Annotated in this window: 20 protein-coding genes and 2 pseudogenes; 12 read left to right on the forward strand and 10 right to left on the reverse strand. The window is 57.4% G+C overall.

The features are described from left to right. The first annotated feature begins 102 nt into the window (after nucleotides 1-102). From GH983_RS23115 to GH983_RS23130, 5 genes and pseudogenes are all read left to right on the forward strand, one after another. Nucleotides 103-480, forward strand: coding sequence for a helix-turn-helix transcriptional regulator (locus GH983_RS23115; RefSeq protein ID WP_069044107.1), 378 nt, complete (start codon nucleotides 103-105; stop codon nucleotides 478-480). Further along, nucleotides 480-1,712, forward strand: a complete 1,233-nt coding sequence (locus GH983_RS23120; RefSeq protein ID WP_153763829.1) for a type II toxin-antitoxin system HipA family toxin — start codon at nucleotides 480-482, stop codon at nucleotides 1,710-1,712. Before GH983_RS23115 ends, GH983_RS23120 begins: the two co-directional genes overlap by 1 nt. A gap of 468 nt (nucleotides 1,713-2,180) precedes the next feature. After that, on the forward strand, nucleotides 2,181-2,312 hold the full coding sequence (locus tag GH983_RS24495) for a hypothetical protein (protein WP_256367288.1): 132 nt from the start codon (nucleotides 2,181-2,183) through the stop codon (nucleotides 2,310-2,312). A 15-nt stretch (nucleotides 2,313-2,327) separates the two neighbouring features. After that, nucleotides 2,328-2,826: pseudogene (locus GH983_RS23125) on the forward strand (DUF1403 family protein); the annotation flags it as partial. Between the two features lie 251 nt (nucleotides 2,827-3,077). After that, nucleotides 3,078-4,172, forward strand: coding sequence for a GSU2403 family nucleotidyltransferase fold protein (locus GH983_RS23130; RefSeq protein WP_069044353.1), 1,095 nt, complete (start codon nucleotides 3,078-3,080; stop codon nucleotides 4,170-4,172). 170 nt (nucleotides 4,173-4,342) lie between these two features. Here GH983_RS23130 and GH983_RS24210 read toward each other — a convergent pair. Further along, nucleotides 4,343-5,682, reverse strand: a pseudogene (locus GH983_RS24210) (hypothetical protein); the annotation flags it as partial. Nucleotides 5,683-6,030: 348 nt separating this feature from the next. Between GH983_RS24210 and GH983_RS23140 the strand changes: the two are divergent. Then, nucleotides 6,031-7,212, forward strand: a complete 1,182-nt coding sequence (locus GH983_RS23140; protein ID WP_069044110.1) for a Fic family protein — start codon at nucleotides 6,031-6,033, stop codon at nucleotides 7,210-7,212. Nucleotides 7,213-7,519: 307 nt separating this feature from the next. Here the strand turns inward: GH983_RS23140 and GH983_RS23145 are convergent, their stop codons facing one another. Continuing rightward, a complete protein-coding gene (locus GH983_RS23145) occupies nucleotides 7,520-8,413 on the reverse strand; it encodes a LysR family transcriptional regulator (RefSeq protein WP_153763830.1) in 894 nt (297 codons plus the stop codon). Nucleotides 8,414-8,528: 115 nt separating this feature from the next. On the opposite strand from GH983_RS23145, the gene GH983_RS23150 reads away from it, so the two are divergent. Together GH983_RS23150 and GH983_RS23155 are read left to right on the forward strand one after the other, a co-directional pair. Further along, nucleotides 8,529-9,140, forward strand: coding sequence for a glutathione S-transferase family protein (locus GH983_RS23150; RefSeq protein ID WP_069044112.1), 612 nt, complete (start codon nucleotides 8,529-8,531; stop codon nucleotides 9,138-9,140). A 17-nt stretch (nucleotides 9,141-9,157) separates the two neighbouring features. Then, on the forward strand, nucleotides 9,158-11,236 hold the full coding sequence (locus tag GH983_RS23155; protein WP_246727656.1) for a pyridoxamine 5'-phosphate oxidase family protein: 2,079 nt from the start codon (nucleotides 9,158-9,160) through the stop codon (nucleotides 11,234-11,236). Nucleotides 11,237-11,424: 188 nt separating this feature from the next. Here the strand turns inward: GH983_RS23155 and GH983_RS23160 are convergent, their stop codons facing one another. Together GH983_RS23160 and GH983_RS23165 are read right to left on the reverse strand one after the other, a co-directional pair. After that, complete coding sequence (locus GH983_RS23160; RefSeq protein WP_153763831.1) at nucleotides 11,425-12,261, reverse strand: ergot alkaloid biosynthesis protein; 837 nt, start codon at nucleotides 12,259-12,261, stop codon at nucleotides 11,425-11,427. A gap of 12 nt (nucleotides 12,262-12,273) precedes the next feature. Further along, nucleotides 12,274-12,714: a nuclear transport factor 2 family protein gene (locus tag GH983_RS23165; RefSeq protein WP_069044114.1), complete on the reverse strand. Its 441-nt coding sequence runs from the start codon at nucleotides 12,712-12,714 to the stop codon at nucleotides 12,274-12,276. Between the two features lie 58 nt (nucleotides 12,715-12,772). Here GH983_RS23165 and GH983_RS23170 point away from each other — a divergent pair, with 58 nt between their 5' ends. From GH983_RS23170 to GH983_RS23180, 3 genes are all read left to right on the forward strand, one after another. Next, the gene (locus GH983_RS23170; protein WP_069044115.1) at nucleotides 12,773-13,384 is read left to right on the forward strand and encodes a TetR-like C-terminal domain-containing protein; all 612 of its coding nucleotides are present in this window, start codon (nucleotides 12,773-12,775) and stop codon (nucleotides 13,382-13,384) included. A gap of 664 nt (nucleotides 13,385-14,048) precedes the next feature. After that, entirely contained in the window at nucleotides 14,049-16,106 is a 2,058-nt protein-coding gene (locus GH983_RS23175; RefSeq protein ID WP_153763832.1) for a prolyl oligopeptidase family protein, read from the forward strand. A gap of 873 nt (nucleotides 16,107-16,979) precedes the next feature. Beyond that, nucleotides 16,980-17,660 (forward strand): CPBP family intramembrane glutamic endopeptidase, encoded by a 681-nt coding sequence (locus GH983_RS23180; RefSeq protein ID WP_153763833.1) that lies wholly within the window; start codon nucleotides 16,980-16,982, stop codon nucleotides 17,658-17,660. Between the two features lie 74 nt (nucleotides 17,661-17,734). Here GH983_RS23180 and GH983_RS23185 read toward each other — a convergent pair whose 3' ends face one another. The 6 genes from GH983_RS23185 to GH983_RS23210 all read right to left on the reverse strand — a co-directional run bounded on the left by GH983_RS23185 (nucleotide 17,735) and on the right by GH983_RS23210 (nucleotide 22,679). Next, nucleotides 17,735-19,051 carry a HAMP domain-containing sensor histidine kinase gene (locus GH983_RS23185; protein WP_153763834.1) on the reverse strand — a complete coding sequence of 439 codons (1,317 nt, stop codon included), beginning with the start codon at nucleotides 19,049-19,051 and terminating at the stop codon, nucleotides 17,735-17,737. Next, nucleotides 19,048-19,722, reverse strand: a complete 675-nt coding sequence (locus tag GH983_RS23190) for a response regulator transcription factor (RefSeq protein ID WP_069044118.1) — start codon at nucleotides 19,720-19,722, stop codon at nucleotides 19,048-19,050. The genes GH983_RS23185 and GH983_RS23190 overlap by 4 nt, the downstream gene beginning before the upstream one ends. 197 nt (nucleotides 19,723-19,919) lie before the next feature. Next, a complete protein-coding gene (locus tag GH983_RS23195; protein ID WP_069044119.1) occupies nucleotides 19,920-20,858 on the reverse strand; it encodes an alpha/beta hydrolase in 939 nt (312 codons plus the stop codon). A gap of 76 nt (nucleotides 20,859-20,934) precedes the next feature. Continuing rightward, entirely contained in the window at nucleotides 20,935-21,438 is a 504-nt protein-coding gene (locus GH983_RS23200) for a carboxymuconolactone decarboxylase family protein (protein WP_153763835.1), read from the reverse strand. A 109-nt stretch (nucleotides 21,439-21,547) separates the two neighbouring features. Continuing rightward, nucleotides 21,548-21,910, reverse strand: coding sequence for an Atu4866 domain-containing protein (locus GH983_RS23205; protein WP_194842867.1), 363 nt, complete (start codon nucleotides 21,908-21,910; stop codon nucleotides 21,548-21,550). A gap of 46 nt (nucleotides 21,911-21,956) precedes the next feature. Beyond that, entirely contained in the window at nucleotides 21,957-22,679 is a 723-nt protein-coding gene (locus GH983_RS23210) for an SDR family oxidoreductase (RefSeq protein WP_153763836.1), read from the reverse strand. A 103-nt stretch (nucleotides 22,680-22,782) separates the two neighbouring features. Here GH983_RS23210 and GH983_RS23215 point away from each other — a divergent pair, with 103 nt between their 5' ends. After that, nucleotides 22,783-23,673, forward strand: coding sequence for a LysR family transcriptional regulator (locus tag GH983_RS23215; protein ID WP_069044123.1), 891 nt, complete (start codon nucleotides 22,783-22,785; stop codon nucleotides 23,671-23,673). Nucleotides 23,674-23,766: the final 93 nt, after the last annotated feature.

Here is a 23,766-nt window from a genome sequence, read left to right on the forward strand (position 1 = left end):
GCACGACCAGGACGTGCACCCAGACAGACCTGTTGACGAGAGTAACAATCAGTCATATATGACAATTTATCAATTTTACTAATTCAGATTTGGAAGACTGAGATGGGCTCTCCCAAAGTGAAGCCAGCCCTTGAACGGCTGGGACAGGATGTCCGACACGCGCGGTTGCGGCGGCGCATAGCCATCGCCGATCTCGCCATGCGTGCCGGAACATCGCCAAGCTCCATTGCCCGCCTTGAACGGGGCGATCCCGGCGTCGCCATCGGGACACTTGCCGATGTGCTGCTTGTCCTTGGCCTTCTGGAACGCCTCGCCGACCTCATCGATGTCCGCAAGGATGATCTTGGCCTGGCACTATCGACGGAACAGGGGCCACGTCGGGGGCGATCTTTTGCGGCGACACTCCGGAAGCAGAAGGCTCAATCCGAGACTGCACAGGAGCACCAGGATATCGTGGACCCCGACGGGGTGTCGTTCTGATGGCAGACTTCGTCGCCAATGTGGCTCTTGGCGAAAGCCTGACGCCCGCCGGCCAATTGCGGTTCACGCATGTCGGGCCGCGGCAGTTTTCAACATTCACCTATTCTGCTTCCTGGATCGACAGTCCTCGCGGTTTCGCCATTCAGCCAGATTTTTCACTGGAGGCGGGCCCGTTTCATACCTCGGGCCAGCCCGGCAACATGCGTGACGCGTTGGCAGGTGTGTTCGCTGATGCAGCCCCCGACAGTTGGGGGCGCAGGCTGCTGGAACGCGCCTATGGCAATGGATTGAATGAATTCGAATATCTTACCCTTTCGGACGATGCCTGCCGACAAGGGGCGTTGCGCTTTCTGGACGACAACGGCGAGGTCATTCGGGGTAAGGCAATTCAGCCCGTCCCGCGTCTTATCAACCTCGAAACCATCACGGCGATCGCCCGGGCCTATGAGCAGGGAAAGGACATCAGCCCTGAGGACATGCAGGCGCTGGCCGGGGCCGGCGGCTCCGGTGGCGCTCGCCCCAAGGCCAATATCAGGGACGGCGATGCGCTGTGGCTGGCGAAGTTTACCTCCGTCCATGATCAGCATCCGATCGAGCGGGTAGAGGTCGCGACCCTTCGCCTGGCGGCGGCCTGCGGTATCCGCGCTCCCGAGGCGCGGCTGGAGTTGGCGGATAGCCCGTTTCCAGTAGCCCTCATCCAGCGCTTTGATCGGCGTGGAGCGACACGGATACCCTACATCTCCGCCCGCACTGCGCTCGGCAAGACGGGCTCGGAACTCGGCTCCTATACCGAGATCGTCGATTTCATGCGGTCTCATTCACCCGATCCCGTGGCCGATTTCCGCGAGCTCTACCGCCGACTTGTCTTCACCATCCTCGTCTCCAACAAGGACGATCACCTGAAAAATCACGGCTTCCTCTATGCGGGGGCGGGCCGGTGGCGCTTGTCGCCGGTATTTGACGTGAACCCGGCGCCGGACCGAAACGCGCATCTCGAGACGGCGATCCTCGAGGGTGGCCCCCATGACCGGTCGATCAAACTTGCCCTGGAAGCCTGCGCGTTTTTCGAAATCCCGGAGGCGGAGGCGCACTATATGATCCGCACCATCGCTCGGGGCATCTCGGACGAATGGCGAGACGCGTTCCGGAGCGTCGGTGTTTCTGGCGCGCTGGCTCGTGAGTATGAGCCAGCGTTTCACAGCGATGAGACGGTCATCGCGTTACAGTTATAAGTCATATTCGACGTTTTATGATTATTTATAGGTCATATCTGGCATTTTTGTGCAAGGCCACCAGATGTTGGATTGATTGCGGAACGACAGGCGTGGCGCCACGCCCTCCTCAGGAACGGATCATCATCTGAGCGCGGGCTTAGCTTCCGGGTGATCAGATGCAGCAGCTCGAAACGTCCGTTCGTCCCGAGGCAAAGCCTTTGGATGTCAATGCGAGCCGCGACGTCTCCTCGCTTCAAAAGAACCGCGACGATGGCTTCACATACATACTCTTCATGAGAAGGGGGCTGGCGCCCCATCACCCGTCAAGACCTTGAACCCTTCGGGCAAAGCCGTCCGGGCCGTGGCTCAGGCTCGCGCCTTGCGCCCGCACCACCTCGGACGCCTTTGGGTCTGGACAGGCTCCCCCCGCTCTTCGCCAGAGGGGCAGATCGGTTGCATGCGCAACCCGATCAAAGGAAAAGGGACATGAGAAACGATGTTTACGCCCAGGTGACGGACAAGATTATTGCCGATCTGAAAAAAGAGGGATCTGACCTGGCTAAAGCCGTGGAATGCCGGGAACACGGCCGGGCGGATCACAAGGCCTTTGCGTCATAACGGGCTCGGCTATGGCGTACCGTACCGTTTGCCGCGGCGGACCTCGTTTGCGCAATCTACCATGACCGCCCGGACGCCGAGCCGCTCGCTTGGGCACTGGCCGACATGCTCGTCGCGACAATGCTGAAATGGCCGTTTCCCATGCCGTTGCTGATGGCCGAGCGCAATGGCCCGGCGTTCCGGACGCTCAGTGGCAGGGGACGGGTTGCGGCCGGGTGAACCCGCTTTTCCGCGCGCCGTCTGCCTGGCCGTGGTCGGAAGGGCGGGCAGCGCCCTGCGCTCGGCGAACGAGATCATCCGGTGCGCGGGCGCGCTTTTCGCCGCAGCGCCGAAAGTCAGGACAAAGGACGCCGGTCTCGTCATTCGAAGGCTGCTCGAGGACGCCGTGCCGGCAACGGCTCGGGGCAGCCATCTGTCCCGCTGGGCGGCGACGCGCCTGTTTGAGCGGCTCGAAGGATTTGACGCCGTGCGCGAACTGGCCGGCCGATCGTCGTTCCGAATCCACGAGCTATAGTTATGGCCGGGTCAGCTCTCAATGGAAATCAATAGTCCAAAAGCTGCCATTCGGCTTTTGGCCCCCTTCCGGACATTCCAAGTGAACCAGATGCATGATCTGGTTCGCTTATCTGCCGGCTTGGATCCGAAGTTATGGTGGGTCGTCGGTTCTTATCCCTTCAAGGAGTAGAACTCGCGTCCCGTATTGCGACCGATCCTTTCGAGCGTTATACTGTTTTTGAAAAACAGTATAACGCCGGAGTCGAGCTTATGAAATCCGTCGACCTCATGTACCAGACTATGCTCGCCGAGCTAGGTCAGCGCTCGCTCGACGCCGCTTGGACGGCTGATTTCCCTCCAGAGGGGCGATTCACCCCCGCGAACATCAAGGGGCGCAAGTATTGGTATTTCGACATCCCGGATGGACACGGTGGTACCAAACGTCGATATGTTGGTCCTGCTGAAGATCCGGATATAGCACAACGCGTATCTGACCATAAGCGGGACAAGGACGACCTACGCGCTCGCAGGCGGTTGGTAAATACCCTGACGCGCGAAGGTGGGATGATTTCCCCCGACGCCATGTCGGGCGACATTGTCGAAGCTCTTGCCGATGGGGGGCTCTTTCGACTCCGTGGCGTTCTCATCGGCACGGTGGCCTTTCAATGCTATTCAGGGCTGCTGGGCGTGCGCCTTCCAATGGCTGCCATACTGACCGGCGATGCGGACATCGCTCAGGATTATGCCATCAGTCGAGAAGTTGAAGATAGTCTGCCTCCGATCGTGGAGTTGCTGCAGGACGTCGACGCCAGTTTCCGGCCCGTTCCACATAGATCGGGATCAGGGGCCTCGTCAGCGTTTCAGAATGCCGACGGCTACAGAGTTGAATTCCTGACATCGAACCGTGGCTCGGGCGACTACGTAGATCAGCCGGCGAAGATGCCTGCTCTTGGCGGTGCCAGCGCGGATCCACTACGCTTTCTGGACTTTCTCATCAGGGAACCGGTAAGGACAATCCTGCTCCACCGAAGCGGCATCCCAGTCGTTGTCCCTGATCCGGCTCGGTATGCCGTCCATAAGCTCATCGTCGCCAGCCGTCGGCACACTGACGGGCAAGGGCCAGCGAAGCGCGAGAAGGACATTCGCCAGGCTGCGCTGCTTTTTGAGGCGCTGCAGCAGACAAGGCGCTCCGCCGATTTGGCCCTCGTCTACAACGAAGCATGGGAGCGCGGCCCTGCGTGGCAAGACGCTATCCGAATTGGGGCGGGGATGCTGCCGGCACCAGATGCAGACCGGTTCAAAATGGTCCTAATCGACGGCGCAAAGAAAAACCGCGAAGAAATTGAACTTCCTTTTGGCGAATAGACCGTACTTGAAATTGAATGCCAAGCTGCTGATCTCGTTGGAAGTGGCTCAGACAAATAGGGTGCCGAGAGTGCGATTCTGTTCAAGGCGGAGGCGATAGGCCGTGCCTTAGACGGACGCGGACATTTTGCGCATATGCCTGCAATGGGATGAGCGACGCATCCGCCACACTACGCTGCCTCCCATACCTGATTGAGGATCCGCGCCGCCAATGCTGCTTTGTCCTGCGGCAGAAAGCGTCCGTAGTGCTGCTGCACGACGTCAGGCGTGTCCTGGATGGCATACTTGCCTGCTCATAGGATCCTGTCTGCTTTAGGATGTGTGTGGCGAGCACGTCTCGGACATTGTGGGGGCCATGCGGTAGCAGACCCTTAATCGCGCCGCGGCCGGTATATGGATTCTATATGCCGTGGCGCTGGATCGCCAACCGCCAGGCCTCGTAGAATGTTGTCTGATTATACGCCGCATCGATACTGGGCGTTTTGACAGTTTTGACGAAAAGCGTGTCCGGATCGGGCGCTCGCCCCAGCAGCACCTTCCGATGCCGCTCGATATAGGCATTGAGATAGGTGTAGAGATCAAGAAGATCCGGCAGCACCAGACGAAAAGGCTTCTGCCCAAAAAAAGATGAGCCCGAGTTCTTGAAGGCGTTGGACGGGATGAAGACCTCCCACCCACGCTCCCGTTCGTTCCAACGCAGTTCGCCGCGCTTCATGTCTTCGAGCCGGCGTTCTGCCGTCGGGAATTGTCCGCGCGGGCAGACCAGCAATTGCCGAAGGTTTTTCTGCCTGAGGCCGAGATGTAAGCCAAGCCTTAGCATCAGGAACGAACGGACGGCCTCGGCGGCTACTCTCGGGTAACGGTGCTCATCGGGCGTTCGCTTAAAGATCTCCTCGGTGATCTTGCGATATTCAGCGAGCGGGCTATCTGCCTCGAGCACGCACATGATAGGCTCGAACGGATCGCGGTGGACCCGCATCACCCGCTGGATTTCTTTTGATCGATTGGCTGTATGGCGATGGAAGTCCTCGCATGCACCGTGCCAATCTCGACGAGCAGCCGCAATCTCGTCTGTCGTGATCAGTCCTTCGATCGGCTTCACGTTGCGCAACAGTTCGGGATGTTGGCGGATCCAGTCGACTTCAGCGCGAGTGAGGGCCATGGCCACCATCAGCATGTCTTCCTCCCATTTCGTGAAGAAGCCGCGACGGCGCTCGCGCCATTGCAAATACCAGTCCCACACGCCAGGGAAGATCAGGAGACCGAAGGTGAGTTGGCTGAGCGGCACGCCTCGACCTTTGACAACCCCGTTCGGGGATGCCGCAAGTGCCCCAAACATCAGGCCGAGATGTTCGATCTTCTGGCTGGCTGTCTCCTCATTCCAGACGCCATTCCTGCGGTAGCCTATCGCGGTCAGTGTCGACGTCTTGAAGCGGATGAGGTCTGCCATCTCCATCGCAAGCAGAGGGGGCGCATCGACGACACCGGAGAGCAGATCTGGATCCTCCAGCGCCTCGGTCGTAGGCCCTTTTTCGTTTTCATCTCGCAGCCAGCTAGAAGCCTCGCGCATGGAAAGCGTTGGGACGGTTGAAGCCGATCATCAGGCGTTTCGAGCAAACAGCCCACAGGAGGTTTTGCGAACCTCAATCCTCACAGGGGCTCGCCGCAGCGCTGCCGCAGAAATCTAGGCATGAGAAGCTCTTGTGGCGCGTGTTCATCATATTGAGCGCCGATGTTGCCCCGATCAAAGTTCAGAAGTGCAATGTCGATGCGTTAGTTAAGCGCGCTTATCTTGGCTTGTCAGTTAATTAAATGAAATGCGTCTTGCTTAAATAACGGACGCGACTGATATTTGGTTATGTCTGATTCCCAATCCAAAAACCGCCTGGGTCGTTTCGTCGAGACGGTCGCCGCCAGTGAAACAGTGCGGGCGTTCGTGCCCCCAGCATTGCCACCCGAGCCGGCGATCGATGTGCTTTCTTTGCTTGAGCGTCTCAGCCTAGCAGAGCGGGCGCTAGGACGCCTGGATGGCATCACAATGCTCCTGCCGCGACAGGAGTTGTTTTTGTATATGTATGTGAGAAAGGAAGCCGTTCTTTCCTCGCAGATTGAAGGCACACAGTCGACGCTTTCCGATCTCTTGCGGTTTGAGACCGAAGCTCAGGCGGGGCAGCCGGTTGATGATATCCGCGAAGTCTCCAACTATGTTGACGCCATGATGTATGGTTTGGAGCGGCTGGAAACGCTGCCCATGTCGTTGCGTCTCATCCGCGAGATGCATGCTAGGCTCCTGCAGAGTGGGCGAGGAGGCACGAAGGATCCAGGAGAGTTCCGCCGCTCGCAAAATTGGATTGGCGGAACGCGCCCCGGTAACGCACTCTTCGTACCGCCACCCGTCACTGAGATGGCCGCTTGTTTGGATGCGTTCGAGCGCTTCATGCATGAGGATCAATCGCGCTTGCCGGCACTCATCAAGGCTGGCCTACTGCATGTGCAGTTCGAAACGATCCATCCATTTCTCGATGGTAATGGGCGTATCGGCCGCCTGCTTGTAACCCTATATCTTTGCATGAACGGGGTTCTGCGAAAGCCGCTGCTCTACCTCAGCCTTTTTCTAAAGTCCCATAGGAGAGAATATTACCGGTTATTGCAGGAGGTTCGCGACCAGGGAAACTGGGAAGCTTGGCTGGACTTTTTCCTAGCCGGCGTTGCCGACACTGCCAATCGAGCGTTTGAGGCTGCGACCCAGATCGTCGATCTCTTTAAGGAAGATCGGGAGCGGATCACGATGGAGAGCGATAGAGCAGGGTCGGCCCTTCGTATTCACGAGCTTTTCCAGCAGAATCCTTTTCACACAGCGAACCAGATTGTTCAGATCACGGGTCTCTCCGCGCCAACGGTCAATGCCGCACTTGCTGATCTTGAGCGTTTGGGCATCGTTAATGAGGTAACCGGCCGCAAACGCGGCCGCGTTTTCAGCTATCAGCGATATCTCGCAATTCTGAGTGAAGGTACCGATCCCTTGCCCCTCAGTTCCTAAGAAATAAATGGGCCGACCGTTCGATTCCGCTCAGGAGCGTGGGCTTAAGAAGCTAAGTGTCCCATCCCAAGGAATCGAGACTCGGAATGGTGCTTGGAGGTGGAGCGAGTAGTGGCGACTTCGTCTCGATGCCCCATGCGGTGCCGTTCCGGATGTCCGCTTGGCGACAGTCTCAGCGAATGCGGGATTATCGGGATAGAGTGCAGTCGCGCATGATGAATAGATGGTCATGCTGCTTCTTGATGGCATGAGGTATGGGGCGGTGAGGTCCATGGGGATATGGTGTCACAAACATGCCTTGCCGGCGTTATCTAAGCGCTGCGCGCAGCCTGGGCGCGGCGAAATCTAAGAAGGCTCGGAGCTTGAGCGGCAGAATGGGGTTTGGCAGGTACAGCAACTGCACAGGTGACGCCGGAAGCTCAAACTGTTCCAGGACAGGCTCTAGCAGTCCCTGCTCAACCATGTTTTTGGCTTGATAGGACATGACCCGTGTCAGCCCCAGACCAGAAACCGCTGCGTCAACCGCGGCCTCGGCGGTATTGACCGACAAGCGGCGATTGATTTCTACGGAAAGGCTCTTCTTCCCATCCCGGAACAGCCACGCATTCGATGATCGCACGCCTTCGAATGCAATGCATTGATGGGCCTTGAGGTCGCCCGGCCTGATGGGTGCGGGATGTTTGGTCAGATACTCTGGGCTGGCGTAGACGGTGTATCGCACCAGTCCGAGACGGAGCGCCATCAAGCTGGAATCCGCGAGCTCACCGATACGCAAAGCGGCGTCGATATGATCCTCTGCCAAATTGTTGTTCCGATCGTTGAGGGTCAATCTCAAATTGATCTCGGGAAAGGCCTTCAGAAAATCGATGGCCACGGGGAGCACGTGCAGTCGGCCAAAGACGATCGGAGCGGTGATGTTCAGATCGCCTTTTGGGGTAAGATATTCCCCTGAAGCCTCCCGCTCAGCCTGTTCGACGCGATCCACAATATCTCGAGCTGCGCTGAAATACTGCCGCCCAGCATCCGTCAGCGCAACGTTGCGGTTCGTTCTCGTCAGCAGTGCCACACCAAGCAGCTTCTCAAGATCGGAAATCTTGCGACTGACAGTGGGCAACGGCGAGTGGAGAGCTCTGGCTGCAGCCGACAGACTGCCTGTTTCGACGACTTTGATAAAGACACGCATTGCGTCGATACGATCCATGCTTCCTTCCGGAACTTGAGAGGTTGGCTATCAAGAACTCTATCTACTGCAATTTTGTGGAAGCCAATAGGGTGGTGTTCAGCTTTAGCCAAGTGTTGAAACCAGGAGTTCTGAGATGAAGCTTTACCACCTGCCGCTTTCAGGCCACGCCCATCGGGCTGTCCTCTTCCTCTCACTGCTTGGTCAGAAGGCTGAGCTCATCGAAGTGGATCTTGCCAACGGAGAGCACCGCACCCCGGAATACCTGAAGCTGAACCCGTTCGGCCAGGTACCCGTGCTTGATGACGACGGGTTTGTGGTGAACGATTCCAACGCCATCCTTGTCTATCTCGCGACGAAGCTCGGTCGCAAAGACTGGTTGCCGGACGATCTGGAAACTGTTGCCAGGATCCAGAAATGGCTTTCGGTGGCCGCCGGAGAGATTGCTTATGGACCCTGTGCCGCAAGATTGATCACCGTATTTGGCGCCAATTTCCGGGCCGAGGAGGTTATCGCGCGCGCCCACCGCATATTGACGTTGATCGAGAAGGAGCTCGAGCAGCATTCGTTCATGATTGGGGACAAGCCGACAATCGCCGATGTGGCGCTCTACAGCTACATCGTCGGGGCGCCAGAAGGAAATGTGGACCTGATGCCCTATGGAAATGTTCGCCAGTGGCTGGCTCGCATCGAGGCGCTCGCCGGTTTTGTCGAATTTCCCAAGACTGTTGCGGGCTTGAGGGCGTGAAACAACGTGAGGGCGGTATGACCGCCATTCCCATGGAGGTGACAATGTCAAAAGGTGTGGAACGAGTTGCGTCGCCTTGGCATGAAGGTGAACTCGAATTGCAGCGGAGCATCGGAGTTGTCGATCAGATGGACGTCGTCGGTCGCAGAGTGCTGCGGCCTTTCCTGCTAGACCAGCATCGTGAGTTCTTTCCCCTTTTGCCTTTTGTCGCGATCGGTGCTGTCGATCCGGATGGTCTGCCTTGGGCAACCATCCGCGCCGGGCGACCAGGGTTCCTTCATTCTCCTGATCCGCTGATGCTTGCAATCGAGGCCCGTCGCGACTGGGCTGATCCGGCTGAAAGTGGGATGGAAAACGGCGATCCCATTGGTCTGGTGGGGGTCGACTTCGTCACCCGGCGCCGGAACCGTCTGAACGGTACTGTTCAACGCCAGAGCGACGGACGCTTCGAGGTTGGTGTCGTGCAAAGTTTCGGCAACTGTCCGCGCTACATCCAGAGCCGTCATTTCGAATTCGTTCGCGATCCGGCCTGGAATACGCCCACACCAGCGATCATCTCAGATGCACTGAACGAAGAGGCGTGTGCGCTCATCGCAAACGCGGACACATTCTTCGTCGCATCCTATGCAGATCAGGGTGGGCAGGGGCGCCAGGTGGATGTGTCGCATCGGGGAGGTCGGCCCGGTTTCGTGCGCATTGATGCAGATGGAGCGCTGACCGTACCGGACTTCAACGGTAACCTGTTTTTCAACACCCTCGGCAACTTTGTCGTCAACCCGCGCGCTGGCCTGTTGTTCGTTGATCACCACACGGGCGGCATGCTGCAGATAAGCGGCAAGGTCGAGATCATTGATTCCTTTGAAATTGCGGGGTTTGAGGGTGCAGAGCGCTTTTGGCGGGTCTTTCCGGAAAAGGTTGTGTGGCGGCGTGATGTGTTGCCGCTCCGCTGGACCTTTGCAGAAGACAGATATTCACCCGATAGCCTGGTCACAGGGACTTGGACCGAAGCGGAACAGCCTATGGAGGCTGCCCGGCCAGCCAAGGTCTGGAGGCGCCTGCGGATCAACGAGGTTGTTGTCGAAAGCGAGACCATAAGGTCGATCAATCTCAGCCCCGTAGACGGAAAGGCGCTGGTCCCGCACAAGGCCGGCCAGCATCTTCCAATCCGGATTGCCGACAAGAAAAGCTTTGTGCGACGAAGCTACACGATATCAAGCGCACCCTCGGAAGAATTCTATCGGCTGAGTGTCAAACGAGAGGGCAAGGGATCACAGCTGTTGCACAGCCTGAAGCCTGGAGACGATATCGAGGCACTGGCGCCTGGAGGCAGCTTCTGCATCGATCCGGTGGAGCAGGGCCGACCTGCTGTTCTGCTGGCTGCCGGCATTGGCATCACGCCGATGCTGTCCATGCTGCACCATGTCGTTAAGGTAGGTACCCACACTGGCTACCGCAGACCGATATGGCTTTTCCGGTCTTCCCGGACATCGGCCGAGCGTGCTTTCGACCAGGAGATCGTGTCCTTGGTTGAGCGCGGCGAAGGCAGCATACGGGATGTTCGAGTGTTGAGTGCACCGGAGCCGTCGGATGAAGGGAAGTATGACGCTTTGGGACACATTGATGCCAGTCTGCTGAAGGCGCATCTGCCGTTCGACGACTATGATTTCTACCTCTGTGGTCCGCCAGCCTTCATGCAGTCTTTGTACGCCGGGCTGCGCGCCTTCCAGGTGAACGATGATCGCATCCATGCGGAAGCATTCGGTCCAGCAGCACTGAGGCGCGATCAGGTGAACGGCCAACCCGCCAGACGGCCGGGTCCGGCTCCCGCAACGGAGGTCACAAAGGTCGTGTTTGGGCAATCCGCCAGGGAGGCCTCTTGGAGCCCGGGAAGCGGAACTCTGCTAGACCTTGCAGAACAAAACGGGCTTTCGCCATCTTACAGCTGTCGCGCTGGCAATTGCGGTGAGTGTAGGGCCAAGGTCATCAGGGGTGACGTGAGTTATCTCTTCGAGCCGAGCTATCGGGTCGACGAGGGCGAAGCCCTCATCTGCTGCTCGGTACCGTCAGACTCCGGGAACCTGCAAATCGATGTCTAGGTCTTGGTGACGCGATACGCCAGCGATTGGAAATCCCGTTCGACGCGGTTTTTGAACTTGGGAGACTGGAGAGCTGCAGCCATGGCGCCCACTGAAGTCGGATCCCTGCTGTGGGGACGGCGTTGTCAGAGCTTTTCCTGGACTTGAGAAGCGTAACAATCGGCCCGATGTCATGATATATCCCCGTTCTATAGGGCCCAAGAATCTTTGCACTGACGGATGAATTCAGCTGCAGCGGTAGGAGACCGTCCGGTCAAAGCGAACACGCCGTCGCTCAGTCGATCCTCACTGCCTTCGCTAATTCTTTCGTCCATCTTTGCCAGAATACTGGCATATGCTTCGTCCAATCCAGCCCTTGCGTACCGCTCAGCCAGTTCGGTTGTTGTCAGATTGATGTGTTCGATGGTTCGGCCAATCACGTCACTGATCTTTTCGGCGAAATCCGCGTAAGAGAGGGTTTCTGGTCCTGTCAGTATGAAGTCGCGGTTCCACGACGTTTCCGCCAACAGTGCGCTGACAGCCGCCTTCGCGATATCAGCTGCGTCGATAAAACCAACGCGCCCTGTGCCCGTTGCGGAGTAGATCGCGTTTTCGTTGCGGATCGTATCGAGATGTTGCTGTTCTGAGAAGTTCTGCATGAACCAGGTGGGCCGCAGCACTGTCCATTCCGGGACCTGATCGCGCAAATACGAGTGGATCTGTCCCATCATCGGTCCGCCCGCTTCAAGGGATGACGCGCTGAGCAGGACGAAACGCTGGACGCCACGCTTTCGCGCGATCTCGAGAATGGGAGGCACGATCGTGCCGTGGTCGCTGTTGTTGGTGGGCGCAACAATATAGACGGCAGTTACGCCGTCGAAGGCTGCATCCGCTATCCAGCGGTCTTGCCAGTCGAAGACAACATCATTGCCCCCGCGGGGTGAACGTGTGGCAACTCTAGTGCGGACTCCTCTGGTCAGGAGTTCCTGACTGACGAGCCTTCCCGTCTTTCCCTTGCCGCCAATGACGAGGATCTGCGTTGACATGATCAAGTCCTCTCAATGTGTGCCAGCCGAAGGCGCGCTCTCGATTGCAGAGAGAGCGATCAGCGGGTTCCAGTAGTCTTGATAACGGGCAATTCGACCGTCTCTAAGCTCGAGAATTGAAACATAATCCTGATCATAGCGGGCACCAGTCACGGGCGAGTGACCCTTGCAGCTGAACTCGATCGCCGCCATGTCGCCCCTTGCCGAAATGAACGCCTGATGAAGCGTCATGGACTCAATCGAAATGAGTTTCGACACTGTCGGAAGATAGGCCTCGAGTGCCGCTCGCCCTTCCAGACGCTCCGTGAAACCGGTTGGGTGATAGGGAAATTCGAACACCACGTCCTCTGCGCACATCTCCAGAAGAGTTTGCGCATCTGACGTCAGTGCGTCCCCAAGAGCTTGCCGCAACAAAGCCGATAGACTGGGAAACTGATCGATCGAATGGGACATTTCGCTTTACTCCTTTTCGATGGAACGATACCGTTCCGACCAATATGGGGTAAAATGAATGGAACGCAAGCGTATCGACGAAAAAAGCAAGCGGCGTCCGAGCGGAGCGGCTGTGATGCGTGACGAAGTTACGGATTCCCTCCTGCGCGCATTTCTGGAGGAGTGGGCCGTTAATGGCTATGCCGCGCTAAGCCTGGAGCGGGTTGCCGCACGTGCGGGAGCAGGAAAAGCTGCCATTTATCGCCGATGGCCCTCTAAGCGCGCACTCGCGGCCGACGCGGTTGAGAAGTTTGGCGTCGTGCTGACAGATATCGCCGACTATGGGACGCTTGCAAAAGACCTAGAAGCATATCTGCTGATGTTAAGGCGCGCACTTCGCCATCGCCTCGTGCGCAAAATACTCCCTGACCTTTATGCTGAAGCGTCTCGCGGCTCCGAACTCGTGCCCGTGTTGAGGAGTTTATCCGTATCGCGTCGGCGCGGCGGAGTGAGCTTAATCGAGCGGGCAATTGGCCGCGGCGAACTGCCCGTCGGGATCGACCGTGAGCTTGCGATGGATATGATACCCGCATCCCTTTATTGGGGCATGATCGTTACACGACGTCGCATTACACGGGTACAGATCCAACGGCAGGTCGATGCGCTGGTGGCCGGCCTGAAAGCGATTTAGACCGCCATCCTTCGTGGGGCTGACGCTTCAGCCTTCCAAAGGCGTGAAGGGCGGAACAGATGCTGCGCGAGCTTTGCGTTAACTCGAGAGGATCAAACCAGAATGGAACTGTCCGCTGGTGGTGTCATGCCTGAAAAAGCCGCAGGCAATGGCAAGCAGGCGATCATGTAGACTAAAAACCAGAACCGACATTTGAAACTCCATGCTCACGCAATCTTCAGGCCTAGCTTGCGATCCACCGCAAACCGGCATCGCACGCTTCAGGGTAAGTCTGAGCTGAGCATCGTGAGATCTCTCAGGTTCCCGGAGGATGGCTCGACGGAATGCGTAAGCGGCTCGGTTTCCAACAGGAGCCGTTGAGCCAGATTTTACAACCGGAGATCAAATCACCATGAACTCGACGGTTAAACTCCGGCCCGGGGCCTCATTGGCAAGATGTCGAACGGCAAATCATCACGGGGCACCGACCGTGCGAGCCCCGTTTCACAGGTTGATGCAGAGAAGCCTAAAGCGAGCGGTATGCATAGCATTGTCAACAAGGGTTGAGGATCGAGGTGGCGGTCAAGATCGATCTGACCAGCCACGTGCGGGAGTACGATTTATCACAGCGATTTTCTGTCTTCTGCTCGCGGCGGGGCATGGACGTTCGAATGAGGAGACGCCGATGACCTATCCGGAAACCAAAAAGGTCGATCTCACCGAGGAGCATTTCGGTACCGCCATTGCTGACCCCTATCGCTGGTTGGAAAGTGATCTCAAAGAGGATCGAGCGGTCGCCCAGTGGGTTGACGCACAGAACACCGCAACAAGCCGTCACATGGCAAGCCTCTCTAGTCGAACCGCATTTCGCGATCGTCTGACGGCGTTGTTTAATCATGAGCAGTTGACGAGTCCGCTCAAGCGAGGAGGGGACTATTTCTTCACCCGGAACACGGGGCTCGACATGCAGCCTGTCCTGGTCGTTCGAGACGGAGAGAACGGCGCGGAGCGGACGATCCTGGATCCCAACCAGTGGTCCGAACATGGTACAAAAGCACTGGCCGTATGGGCTCCCTCCGAAGACGGAAAGCTTGTGGCCTACGCAATCCAGGAGAATGGTTCGGATTGGCGTACTATTCGTGTTCTTGATGCCCAGAGCGGCGCGGTTCTCGCCGATGAGATTGCCTGGGCCCGTTTTACCCTGATTGCATGGGCGGCGGATGGTTCCGGCTTCTTTTACTCTGGCAGCCCGGAGCAAGATGAGAGTGGTCGATCTGACCCGCAATTCGTCAACCATGCGGTCTATTTCCATCGGCTTGGCACACAGCAGTCCGAAGATCGCCTCGTCTATTCTCCTGAGGCCGACGAGCATCCGCTTCTACATACTGTCGATGTCACGGCGGATGGACGATATTTGATTATCTATTCGACCGCACTCATGGGAGGAAGTGCTCTCTCGCTGGTAGACCTTTCTGTTCCTGAGTGGCACGTGCGGCCCGTGATTGAGCGCTTCGATCATTTGTCCGCGCTCGTTGGCAATGTCGGTACGAAACTTTATGTTCTGACGACTGATGGAGCCGAACGAGGAAAGATCGTCACCGTAGATCTTGCCGCGCCGAACTTGGTCTTCACCGATCTCATTGAGGAGAAGCCTGGCGCGCATTTGCGCCTTGCCTCTCTGATTGGCGACAAACTTCTCTTGTCGTACATGGTCGACGCGAGAATTGAAGTCGAGCGTTATGAGCTGGAAGGAAAGGCTGTTGGCGCTGTAAACTTGCCAGGAGCCGGCAGTGCGGGAACGTTCAGCGGCCGCCCAGGTGACAACGAAGCGTTCTTTACGTTTACCAATTACGCCACTCCCAAGACTGTTTACCGCTATGATGTCAGCGCCGACGAAGCCACCTTGTGGGCCGGGCCGGATGGTTTGATTGGTGCCGAGCGTTCGCCGGGCGACATCGAAGTAGAGCAGCGCTTCCACACCGGGAAGGATGGAACTCTCATCCCAATTTCGATCATTCGACGCGCTGGAGCCGAAGCTGCTGCGCCAACGATGCTGACCGCCTACGGAGGCTTTGGCATTCCGCTGCTGCCGGCTTACTCGCCACAAGCAGTCGCTTGGGTTCAAGAAGGCGGTGTCTATGCCGTGGCCAACATTCGCGGTGGAGGCGAATACGGAAAGGCCTGGCATGAAGCCGGCAAGGGTCGGTCGAAGAAGACTGCTTTTGATGATTTCATCGCCGCTGCCGAATTTTTGAAGCGTGAGGGCATTAGCAGTGAGGGTGGGCTTGCCATTCACGGCGAGTCGCACGGGGGCATGCTTGTCGGCGCAGTCGTTAATCAGCGTCCCGAGTTGTTCGACGTCGCGCTCCCTGGCGTTGGCGTGATGGATATGGTGCGCTTTGACCGCTTTACCGGAGGCAAACTATGGATCTCGGAATTTGGGGACCCATCGGCAGCAGACAGTTTCAAGTACCTCCGGTCTTACTCGCCGCTGCATAAGATCAAGGCAGGAGAGGTTTATCCGGCCATACTCGTCACGACGGCAGACACCGACGACCGAGTGGTTCCTGCCCATTCGTTTAAATACGTGGCGGCGCTTCAAGCTGCAGAAGTCGGACCGCGACCACAGCTGCTGAGGGTGGAACGAAATGCGGGCCACGGTGATGGCACGCCAACTCAGAAGATCATCGATGAATATGCCGATAGGTGGTCCTTTGCCGCGCATTGGACCGGCCTCCGGTAAACGTCCATGGAGGGTATCACTCCTCCGAGGTCCTGTCGTTCTGCACTCTCACGGACCAATTCAGGGGCCGTATGTCGCGGTGTCGCCAAGCGAGAACATGGTGTCGTTGTGGTCGCCCAAAGGGACGACAACAATGAAACCGGCCTGAAAGCGACTGCTGCACTTATGGAAGCACTTTCTGCAGACGAACGACGAGGTTTGGAGGCTGGCGCCTGGGAAGCCGGCCTCTACCCGAATTCGGCTAGACCAGCCAAACAATCAATTCGAGTATGCATCGCTCCTAATCTTGGTGAATGCTCGTTGTACGCGAGGTGCATTTTTCCCACTTCGCGACCGCTCCATGTTGCTGCAATCTTCGGCCGTATCGTCAGCTTCGACGTCAGACCTCGCAAACCTAGAGTTCGAGACGTCGAATAACTGAGGTATACAAATGTTCTTTCAACCACTCCTACGAAGCACTCACGCACTTAAGAGCGTCGTCTTGGTAACCCTGATGGGGTTGTCGACGGCAGGATGCGTGTCCGATAGCGGATCTATGGAAAATGCGTATAGAGCCAATCTCGCCAGCGAAACGGCTCTCAACGCCCAGATTATAAGCGATCGGGCTCGGGATCAGCGCTGCCGGCGTGATCCAAGCCGCCGTGAATGTGGTCCTGGCTACTAGGACTGAGATGGGATCACCGGCGGACTTTCTTGCGTGAAGTCGCTGGGGATCCCGTTTTCACGTCGATCTTAAATCCGTCGAGCTGACGGTCGCGCCGACGCTGGTCCGGGCGTGGCGTGTGCCGGCTCCCACGGACAGGCGGCGCTAACCCTTTACCCCAAAATGAGATGCGCCATCGTTGCCCACGACTCTTTTCGATAGGACCTGCGATGCATGAATGGAAATCACTGGCCCGGCCGACTTGGGCAGAACTGGGTGTCGGAATTACATGCTTTCAGTTCGTTCTCGTTCTGGTGGCACTTGCAGTTGGCGGCCTGGCGTCCGGCGAGCCTGTATGGCAAGGCGTTATCGGTTCATATGGCGGAGGGGTGGCAGGCCTCGTCGGATTTGCAGTCGCCTATCTGATGCGGCGCCGTGAATGGTCGGCATATGGCATTACATCGAGCGGCCTGCATTGGTTTGCGATCGCTGCGGCTTTGGCGGTTTTTGGCTATGTGATCAGTCTGATCTTTCTCTACGGCCTCGCAGAGTTGTCCGGAAGCAGCGGCAACGATCCTCAGGCGATACTCCATGCCGCAACGCGGGGCGGTGTCCTACCCTTCGTGCTCTCGTTTGCTGGCGGCGCCATGCTGACCCCTTTAGGAGAGGAGCTCCTGTTTCGAGGCGTCATCGCGAATGCGCTCAATCGTTATGGCGCATGGGCAGGCGTCGGCCTGAGCTCGCTGATATTTGGCATCGCCCATGGTGTAGGGGTAATCCTGCCCATCGCGATTTTCATGGGCTTAATGTGCGGCATCCTATTCCGAATGTCAGGTTCGGTTTGGCCATGCGTGGTTCTTCATGCCATCTACAACGGCCTACACAGTGTCGGCTCAGCGCTCTCTGGCTAGTTCCAAAGGCTGCAATGACGTTATGCGTTACCCGCGCAGCTTCGCAGATCAGCCAAATGACTCTTTGGTCGCCTTCACACTCCCGATAATTGAACGCGGATCAGAGCACCCCCTCTCGAGCCCTCCCTGATTTGTACCCGGCCCCTGTGTCGAGAGATTATCTCTTTCACGAGGTTCAGGCCGAGACCGCTGCCCGTTTGTCGAGGACGCAATCGATGAAATGGCTCAAATACACTCTCCCGCTCGTCAGGGGGGATCCCAGGCCCATCATCTTCCACCTCGAAGTTGGGTCCGTCGACCCTGACGGTAACGGATCGACCTCCATGATCGACGGCGTTCTGGACCAAGTTCATGATCACGCGCTCAAGCGCTCCTCGATCCCCGTAACAATCTCCACTCCGCACCACCTGAACCTCGATTGTTCCGCCTTTAGAGATCACAAGCGGAGCAAGTTCGCCGACCACATTTCTGACAAGGGATGAAAGGTCGAGCTTTTTGAAGTGCGTGTCGTCTTGGAGCCGCTCAAGGTCGAGGAGCTGCTCGGTCAGGGTTGCCAGCCGGTATACATCTTGGCCGAGTTCTTGAACTGGCTGATGTGTCGAGCTTTCGATCTTGCTTTGCAGTATGGCAATGGGTGTACGCAGTTCATGCGACGCTGAAGCAATGAAGCGCCGTTGGCGCTCATACCCATCATCAAGCCTAGCGAGCGCTTGGTTTACGGCGCTGATCAAGGGCAGGATTTCGCGTGGCACATCCTGAATGTTCAGTCGGCGACCCCGACTGTCGATGTCAATCCCTTCCGCCTCGCGCGCTACTCTAAACACGCCGCTCAGTGAACGCTTCACTATCCAAGGTGTTACAATCAGCGATGTCAGTACCAGCATCATGAAAATGGGAATTGCAATGGTGTTGGTAGCCATCAATACGATAAAGCTGAGTTCTGAAAGTGCTCCATGTCCGAGGATTGTAAGCTCTCCGATATCGGTCTGTTCCCTGCGAACCACAGCCGCCAGTTCGTATGGAGGTGTACGGTCACGCATATGAGCATAAGAGAGATCACTCAAGCGACCGACAAATGACAGATAGAACGGTGGGATCTCTCCAAGCGACACGCTCTGGCCATGGCTATCTTCAGCCACGAACCAAAGAGTAGGCGTTTCAGTGCGCATCTGCTCGAGTTCGGGTGTCATCATCACAACGAGCCGGCCGGTCTGGTCTCGCTCTATGGCGCGGGCGATCACCGACGTGATCTGCTCATCGGTATACGGGCCGCCGCTGTCGATCCGGAGTGCTACGGAGACCAGAACTGCAAAGGCGACAATCAGGGTCGCAAAGTGAAACGCCAGTGGGTAGACAATCAGGGCTCGCTTGAGTGACCTCGGCTTCTTCACGCTGTCTCACGGAGCAGATATCCGACCCCTCTGATCGCGTGGATTTCAATACCTGCGTCCGAGCCTCGCAGTCGTCGACGCAGCCGCGATATGTGCGAGTCCAAAGTGTTCGACTGAATTTCGTCATCAAAGGCAAAGACAGCCTGTTCCAGAGACTCACGCAGGACCGTCCTGCCGCGGCGCTTCATAAGAGTTGCCAGCACGCGTAGTTCGCGCCGCGGAAGATCGATGCGTGCGCCGTTCACTTTGACCTCCTCATTGGACAAGTCGAAAACAACTGATCCAGCCCTGATCTCCTCGCCTTGGAGCTCAGCTGGGCGGCGGCGAACCGCCCTTATGCGTGCAAGCATTTCATCGATCGAGAACGGCTTTACAAGATAGTCATCGGCGCCCTCATCAAGGCCCGCCACACGGTCTTCGACGGCACCCCGCGCGCTGAGGACGATGATATGAATTCCGGGATTGCGTGAGCGCAGAACAGGCACGAGGGCCAGACCTTCTCCGTCCGGTAACGTCCTGTCGAGGAGAACGAGATCAAACTCAGCCATTGCTGCCGCTTCCCGTGCTTCGGCCACGCCGCCCACCTGATCAACGATAAAGCGCTCCTTGCGCAAGACGAAGGACAAAGTGTCTGCAAGCCGAGCTTCGTCTTCAACGAGGAGTACTCTCATGAAATCCTCCGTAAACTTCCTAAGCGCTGCCCCCCAGGAGACGAGCTCCGACCCGTAGTTTCAGGTCTTTTGTCTGGAGTCCGTCGAGCGCCCGCAGGTTGACCGGATAAGTGGCGTCTAAGGGGTGAAGACCGCTGAGTTGAATCTGTGTCCGTGTTAGGCAACCGTCCGGTCGTCTCGGATCTACAGCTTCACTCTCAACGAGATTTGACGAAGGCGCTTACGGTCTCCACCACTTCTGGCACCAATGGCAAATTTCCATCAAAATAGGTCGCGATATTGGCGTCTCGATCAACAGAGCTAACCCGCTTCAGGACATGGTTGGTATCCGGAAGGGTAACCAATGTCGAATTTGGCGCGGCATTTTTTAGCCGCTCGGCATCGGCAACCGACACTTGAAGGTCACGCTGACCCTGGACGATAAGGATTGGCTTGTCGATCTTGCTCGCCAAATCCGCAGGGTCTAGCGAGAATGCGCTGATCAGAAATCCTTGCACGTTGGCACTGAAAAGTGGGGCAAGTTCTGGCGGAATCCTCGCCTCATTCACGCGCCGCCCTCCCGTTAATTCGTCGATCGCATGATCAGCCGCATCAATTAGAGGCGCCATGGCTGGGTTAGCGCGCAGCTGTTCCTTGAGGATCTCTCCGAGGGGTCGGCCTGGTGTTGCAACAAGGATCACGCCGGAGACATTCTCCAGTGCCTTAGCAGCTGCCAGTGCCACCAAGCCGCCCTCGCTATGGCCAAGCAGCCAGACGCGCTCAGCTCCGGTTCGAGAACGGATTACTTCGATCCAGGCCCTTGTATCTCGAACATAATCGTCGATTGTCGCTGCGTTTGGATCATCCACGGCAGTCTGGCTGCCGAACATACCCCGCTTGTCGATACGGACACTACCAATTCCGTGCCCAGCCAGGTCTTCGGCCAGCAATCGGTAGGGTGCCGCGCGCACCCCGTGCGGATTGTTTCCGTCCCGATCTGTTGGACCGGAGCCAGGTATAATCAGCACGGTCGGCGCATCAATCGCTGTATGCACCATCGTTCCGCGTAGTGGGCCATCGGGGCCCGGCGCTTCAACCTCGGTCACCTGTGCTTGGGTGCTAGGGGCAATTCTTGCCTCGATCGTTGCAGATATCATTTGCTCCCTCTTAGTAATGAATGCTCCCGGTAGTTGGTGCCGACCTGACGTGGCATTTCGAAGGTGAGACAGCAAATTAAGGCGTCGGCGCGATTGCGCTCTCGCAGGTAGCAACACTACAGGTAGCCTGCGCTCGTTCGTCAAAGAGCCTTGCTAATGCCTGCGACGCGACAATCGCTCTCGGAAAGCCGGCGGGCACGGTGATCATATAGGCAATTTCCTTCAACTCATCCTCCGTCACGCCGATGTTCAAGGCGTAACGAGCGTGTACTGTCATCAGGTCAGTCATGCCCATGGCGGCGAACGTGGCAACTGCTGCCAGCTGTCTCGTACGGTCGTCGAGACCTGGCCGCGACCATACATCACCGAGCGCATAGGCCTCGGTCGCCTCCGCTAAAAATGGAAACTCTCTCCGCATGTTTTCCAGGTTGTTTTGCGGTATGCCATTGTTCAGCTTGCTGATGACGGCCGCCCCTTTGGCGCGACGTTCCTCAACAGTGTCGGCAAGGGCTGGATGCGCCACAGCAAGGACCGTCACGGTTCCAAATGCTGCAAGGGACAACCGGATGACGTCAGGCATTTCAGCTCTCCTATGAGTCGTGTTTGATTTGAGGTGCAGACTTGCGTGTCCAGCAAGGCAGGCATTGTGAGAGCAGCGCAGAAGAGGCTCTCCCTCGGGCCCCTGGACGTCATTGGCGTCGCAAGATCATTCCGGCATGGTGAAGTGTCTTCTCGTCGACAAAAACCCCATCGGCGGTAAAGCCGGTGTCATCCCAGTAATCGATGTGGTTCCCGGTGACGACATAACGGCCCTGATAAGCACTTTGACGACTGCCGCGGGCTTCGTCGTAGCGGCCATTTGGTAGGAGTTCGTGGCGGATATGACCGTCGTCGGTGACCCACATCCCGACATAAGGGTGGTTCTGATGTTGGGGGCTGCTGGTTGATTGGGTGGGCATTTCATTCTCTGTTTTTGCGTTTTGAGCCAGTGCGCCGAAAGCGGCGGCAGCGGCAATGATTGCGAGGACAATAACCGGTAGGAAATTTTTCATGACCTAGCCTCCGCAGGGTTGATGTCACCGTGCCTTACGCTGCTGCTCAGAATGGTGTCCGGGTCGGCCGGACCACCATCTCGTTCACGTCGACATCTTCGGGCTGCTCAACCGCAAAGCGCACGGCGCGGCCGATCGCATCCGGGGTAAGCGCAATGGCGCGATAGGACTTCATCGCTTCAGCCGCCACCGGGTCGGTGATGTTGTTTGCAAGCTCACTTTCCACGACACCTGGATGTATACAGGTGACGCGCAGCTTTTCGTTTTCCTGGCGAAGCCCATCGGAAATCGCGCGGACAGCGAATTTTGTCGCGCAATATACGGCCGCGGTCGGCGATACGGACAGGGCGCCGATAGAAGCAATGTTGATGATATGTCCGGAACCGCGTGCGTTCATCTCCGGAAGCACCGCGGCAATGCCGTAGAGTACGCCCTTGATGTTGACGTCCACCATTCTATCCCATTCGTCGACCTTCAATGACGACATGAGCGACAGAGGCATAACGCCAGCGTTGTTCACCAGCACATCGATGCGGCCGAATTCCTGGCGTGCTTCATCTGCGAAAGCTGCGACCTCAGCACGATTGGTCACATCGACCCTGCAGGTCTTGACCTTGCCACCCGCCCACCGAATTTCTTTTGCAACGTCCTCAAGGCGGTCAGTGCGACGCGCGCCGAGTACGACGGTCGCGCCTGCCCGAGCAAGTTCGCGGGCAATCCCGACGCCGATGCCACTGGATGCGCCGGTGATGAGAACAACCTTGTCCATGACTTTTCTCTCTCGCTGTTGAATGTTGAACATGAGAATAGACTTGGGGTATTGTCGCGATAAGCCGCTTTCTGTTTAACTCAGAGGGAAGAAAAACTAACCAATGCCGCCAGACCTGAACGCGCTTGCTGTCTTTGCCCTGGTCGCAGAAGAGCGCAGTTTTCGCGCCGCAGCAGACCGCATGGGCGTGACGCGTTCAGCCGTCAGTCAGACGATCCGTAAGCTGGAAGAGACACTCGGTATCGCGCTTGTTAATCGCACAACCCGTAGCGTCGCGCTGACGGAAGCGGGCGAGAGACTGTATGCCGAGGCCGCGCCGGCCTTGGCTGAGGTGCAAGGCGCGCTGGAGGGTGCGGCAAATCTGAGCGCAACTCCGCGGGGACGGCTTAATCTTGCGGTGTCATCGATCGCCGAAAGTTTTCTTTCCGGCCCGCGCCTCGCTACCTTCTTGGATCAGAACCCGGATGTGAAATTGCACATCACCGTTACCGACGATGAGTTCGACATCGTTGCGCAGGGGTATGATGCCGGCGTGAGGCTGGGAGAGGTGATCGCCCAAGATATGATCGCAGTGCCGGTCTCAGGTGAGCAACGTCAACTCGCTGTGGCATCGCCCGCATATCTTGAGCGTCACGGGACACCTCAGCATCCAAGCGAGCTTGCAGGCCGCCGTTGCATCGGTTGGCGCCGGTCGGCGAATATTGCGCCCTATCGGTGGGAGTTCTCAAAGAATGGGCGAGATTTTTCGGTAACGGTGGCGGATACGTTCACGACAACCGACATGGCGCTGATGATAAAGCTCGCGGTCGCTGATGCGGGCATCAGTTTCGGCATGGAAGATAGCTTTCGACCGGCGATCAGCCGCGGTGAGCTCGTTCCAGTTCTAGAAGATTTCTGTCCGTATTTTCCTGGTTTCTATCTTTATTACCCCAGCCGACGCAATATGGCGCCGAAGCTTAGGGCCCTGGTCGAGCATCTTCGTAGCTCCCGCTGAGTGACATGTTGATATCAAATGTCAGATATCATTTCTCCGGTCGAACGAATTGCCTCGAAGCGTTGGCTACCGTAGCTCTCGCTACAGCTACCG

Source organism: Agrobacterium sp. MA01 (assembly GCF_009650195.1).
Taxonomy (GTDB): Bacteria; Pseudomonadota; Alphaproteobacteria; order Rhizobiales; family Rhizobiaceae; genus Allorhizobium.

Excerpts from the sequence above, each read along its gene's own strand:
- GH983_RS23115 (WP_069044107.1), top strand. The coding sequence starts at position 103 with ATGGGCTCTCCCAAAGTGAAGCCAGCCCTTGAACGGCTGGGACAGGAT.
- GH983_RS23120 (WP_153763829.1), top strand. The coding sequence starts at position 480 with ATGGCAGACTTCGTCGCCAATGTGGCTCTTGGCGAAAGCCTGACGCCC.
- GH983_RS24495 (WP_256367288.1), top strand. The coding sequence starts at position 2,181 with ATGAGAAACGATGTTTACGCCCAGGTGACGGACAAGATTATTGCCGAT.
- GH983_RS23130 (WP_069044353.1), top strand. The coding sequence starts at position 3,078 with ATGAAATCCGTCGACCTCATGTACCAGACTATGCTCGCCGAGCTAGGT.
- GH983_RS23140 (WP_069044110.1), top strand. The coding sequence starts at position 6,031 with ATGTCTGATTCCCAATCCAAAAACCGCCTGGGTCGTTTCGTCGAGACG.
- GH983_RS23145 (WP_153763830.1), bottom strand. The coding sequence starts at position 8,413 with ATGGATCGTATCGACGCAATGCGTGTCTTTATCAAAGTCGTCGAAACA.
- GH983_RS23150 (WP_069044112.1), top strand. The coding sequence starts at position 8,529 with ATGAAGCTTTACCACCTGCCGCTTTCAGGCCACGCCCATCGGGCTGTC.
- GH983_RS23155 (WP_246727656.1), top strand. The coding sequence starts at position 9,158 with ATGACCGCCATTCCCATGGAGGTGACAATGTCAAAAGGTGTGGAACGA.
- GH983_RS23160 (WP_153763831.1), bottom strand. The coding sequence starts at position 12,261 with ATGTCAACGCAGATCCTCGTCATTGGCGGCAAGGGAAAGACGGGAAGG.
- GH983_RS23165 (WP_069044114.1), bottom strand. The coding sequence starts at position 12,714 with ATGTCCCATTCGATCGATCAGTTTCCCAGTCTATCGGCTTTGTTGCGG.
- GH983_RS23170 (WP_069044115.1), top strand. The coding sequence starts at position 12,773 with ATGGAACGCAAGCGTATCGACGAAAAAAGCAAGCGGCGTCCGAGCGGA.
- GH983_RS23175 (WP_153763832.1), top strand. The coding sequence starts at position 14,049 with ATGACCTATCCGGAAACCAAAAAGGTCGATCTCACCGAGGAGCATTTC.
- GH983_RS23180 (WP_153763833.1), top strand. The coding sequence starts at position 16,980 with ATGCATGAATGGAAATCACTGGCCCGGCCGACTTGGGCAGAACTGGGT.
- GH983_RS23190 (WP_069044118.1), bottom strand. The coding sequence starts at position 19,722 with ATGAGAGTACTCCTCGTTGAAGACGAAGCTCGGCTTGCAGACACTTTG.
- GH983_RS23195 (WP_069044119.1), bottom strand. The coding sequence starts at position 20,858 with ATGATATCTGCAACGATCGAGGCAAGAATTGCCCCTAGCACCCAAGCA.
- GH983_RS23200 (WP_153763835.1), bottom strand. The coding sequence starts at position 21,438 with ATGCCTGACGTCATCCGGTTGTCCCTTGCAGCATTTGGAACCGTGACG.
- GH983_RS23205 (WP_194842867.1), bottom strand. The coding sequence starts at position 21,910 with ATGAAAAATTTCCTACCGGTTATTGTCCTCGCAATCATTGCCGCTGCC.
- GH983_RS23210 (WP_153763836.1), bottom strand. The coding sequence starts at position 22,679 with ATGGACAAGGTTGTTCTCATCACCGGCGCATCCAGTGGCATCGGCGTC.
- GH983_RS23215 (WP_069044123.1), top strand. The coding sequence starts at position 22,783 with ATGCCGCCAGACCTGAACGCGCTTGCTGTCTTTGCCCTGGTCGCAGAA.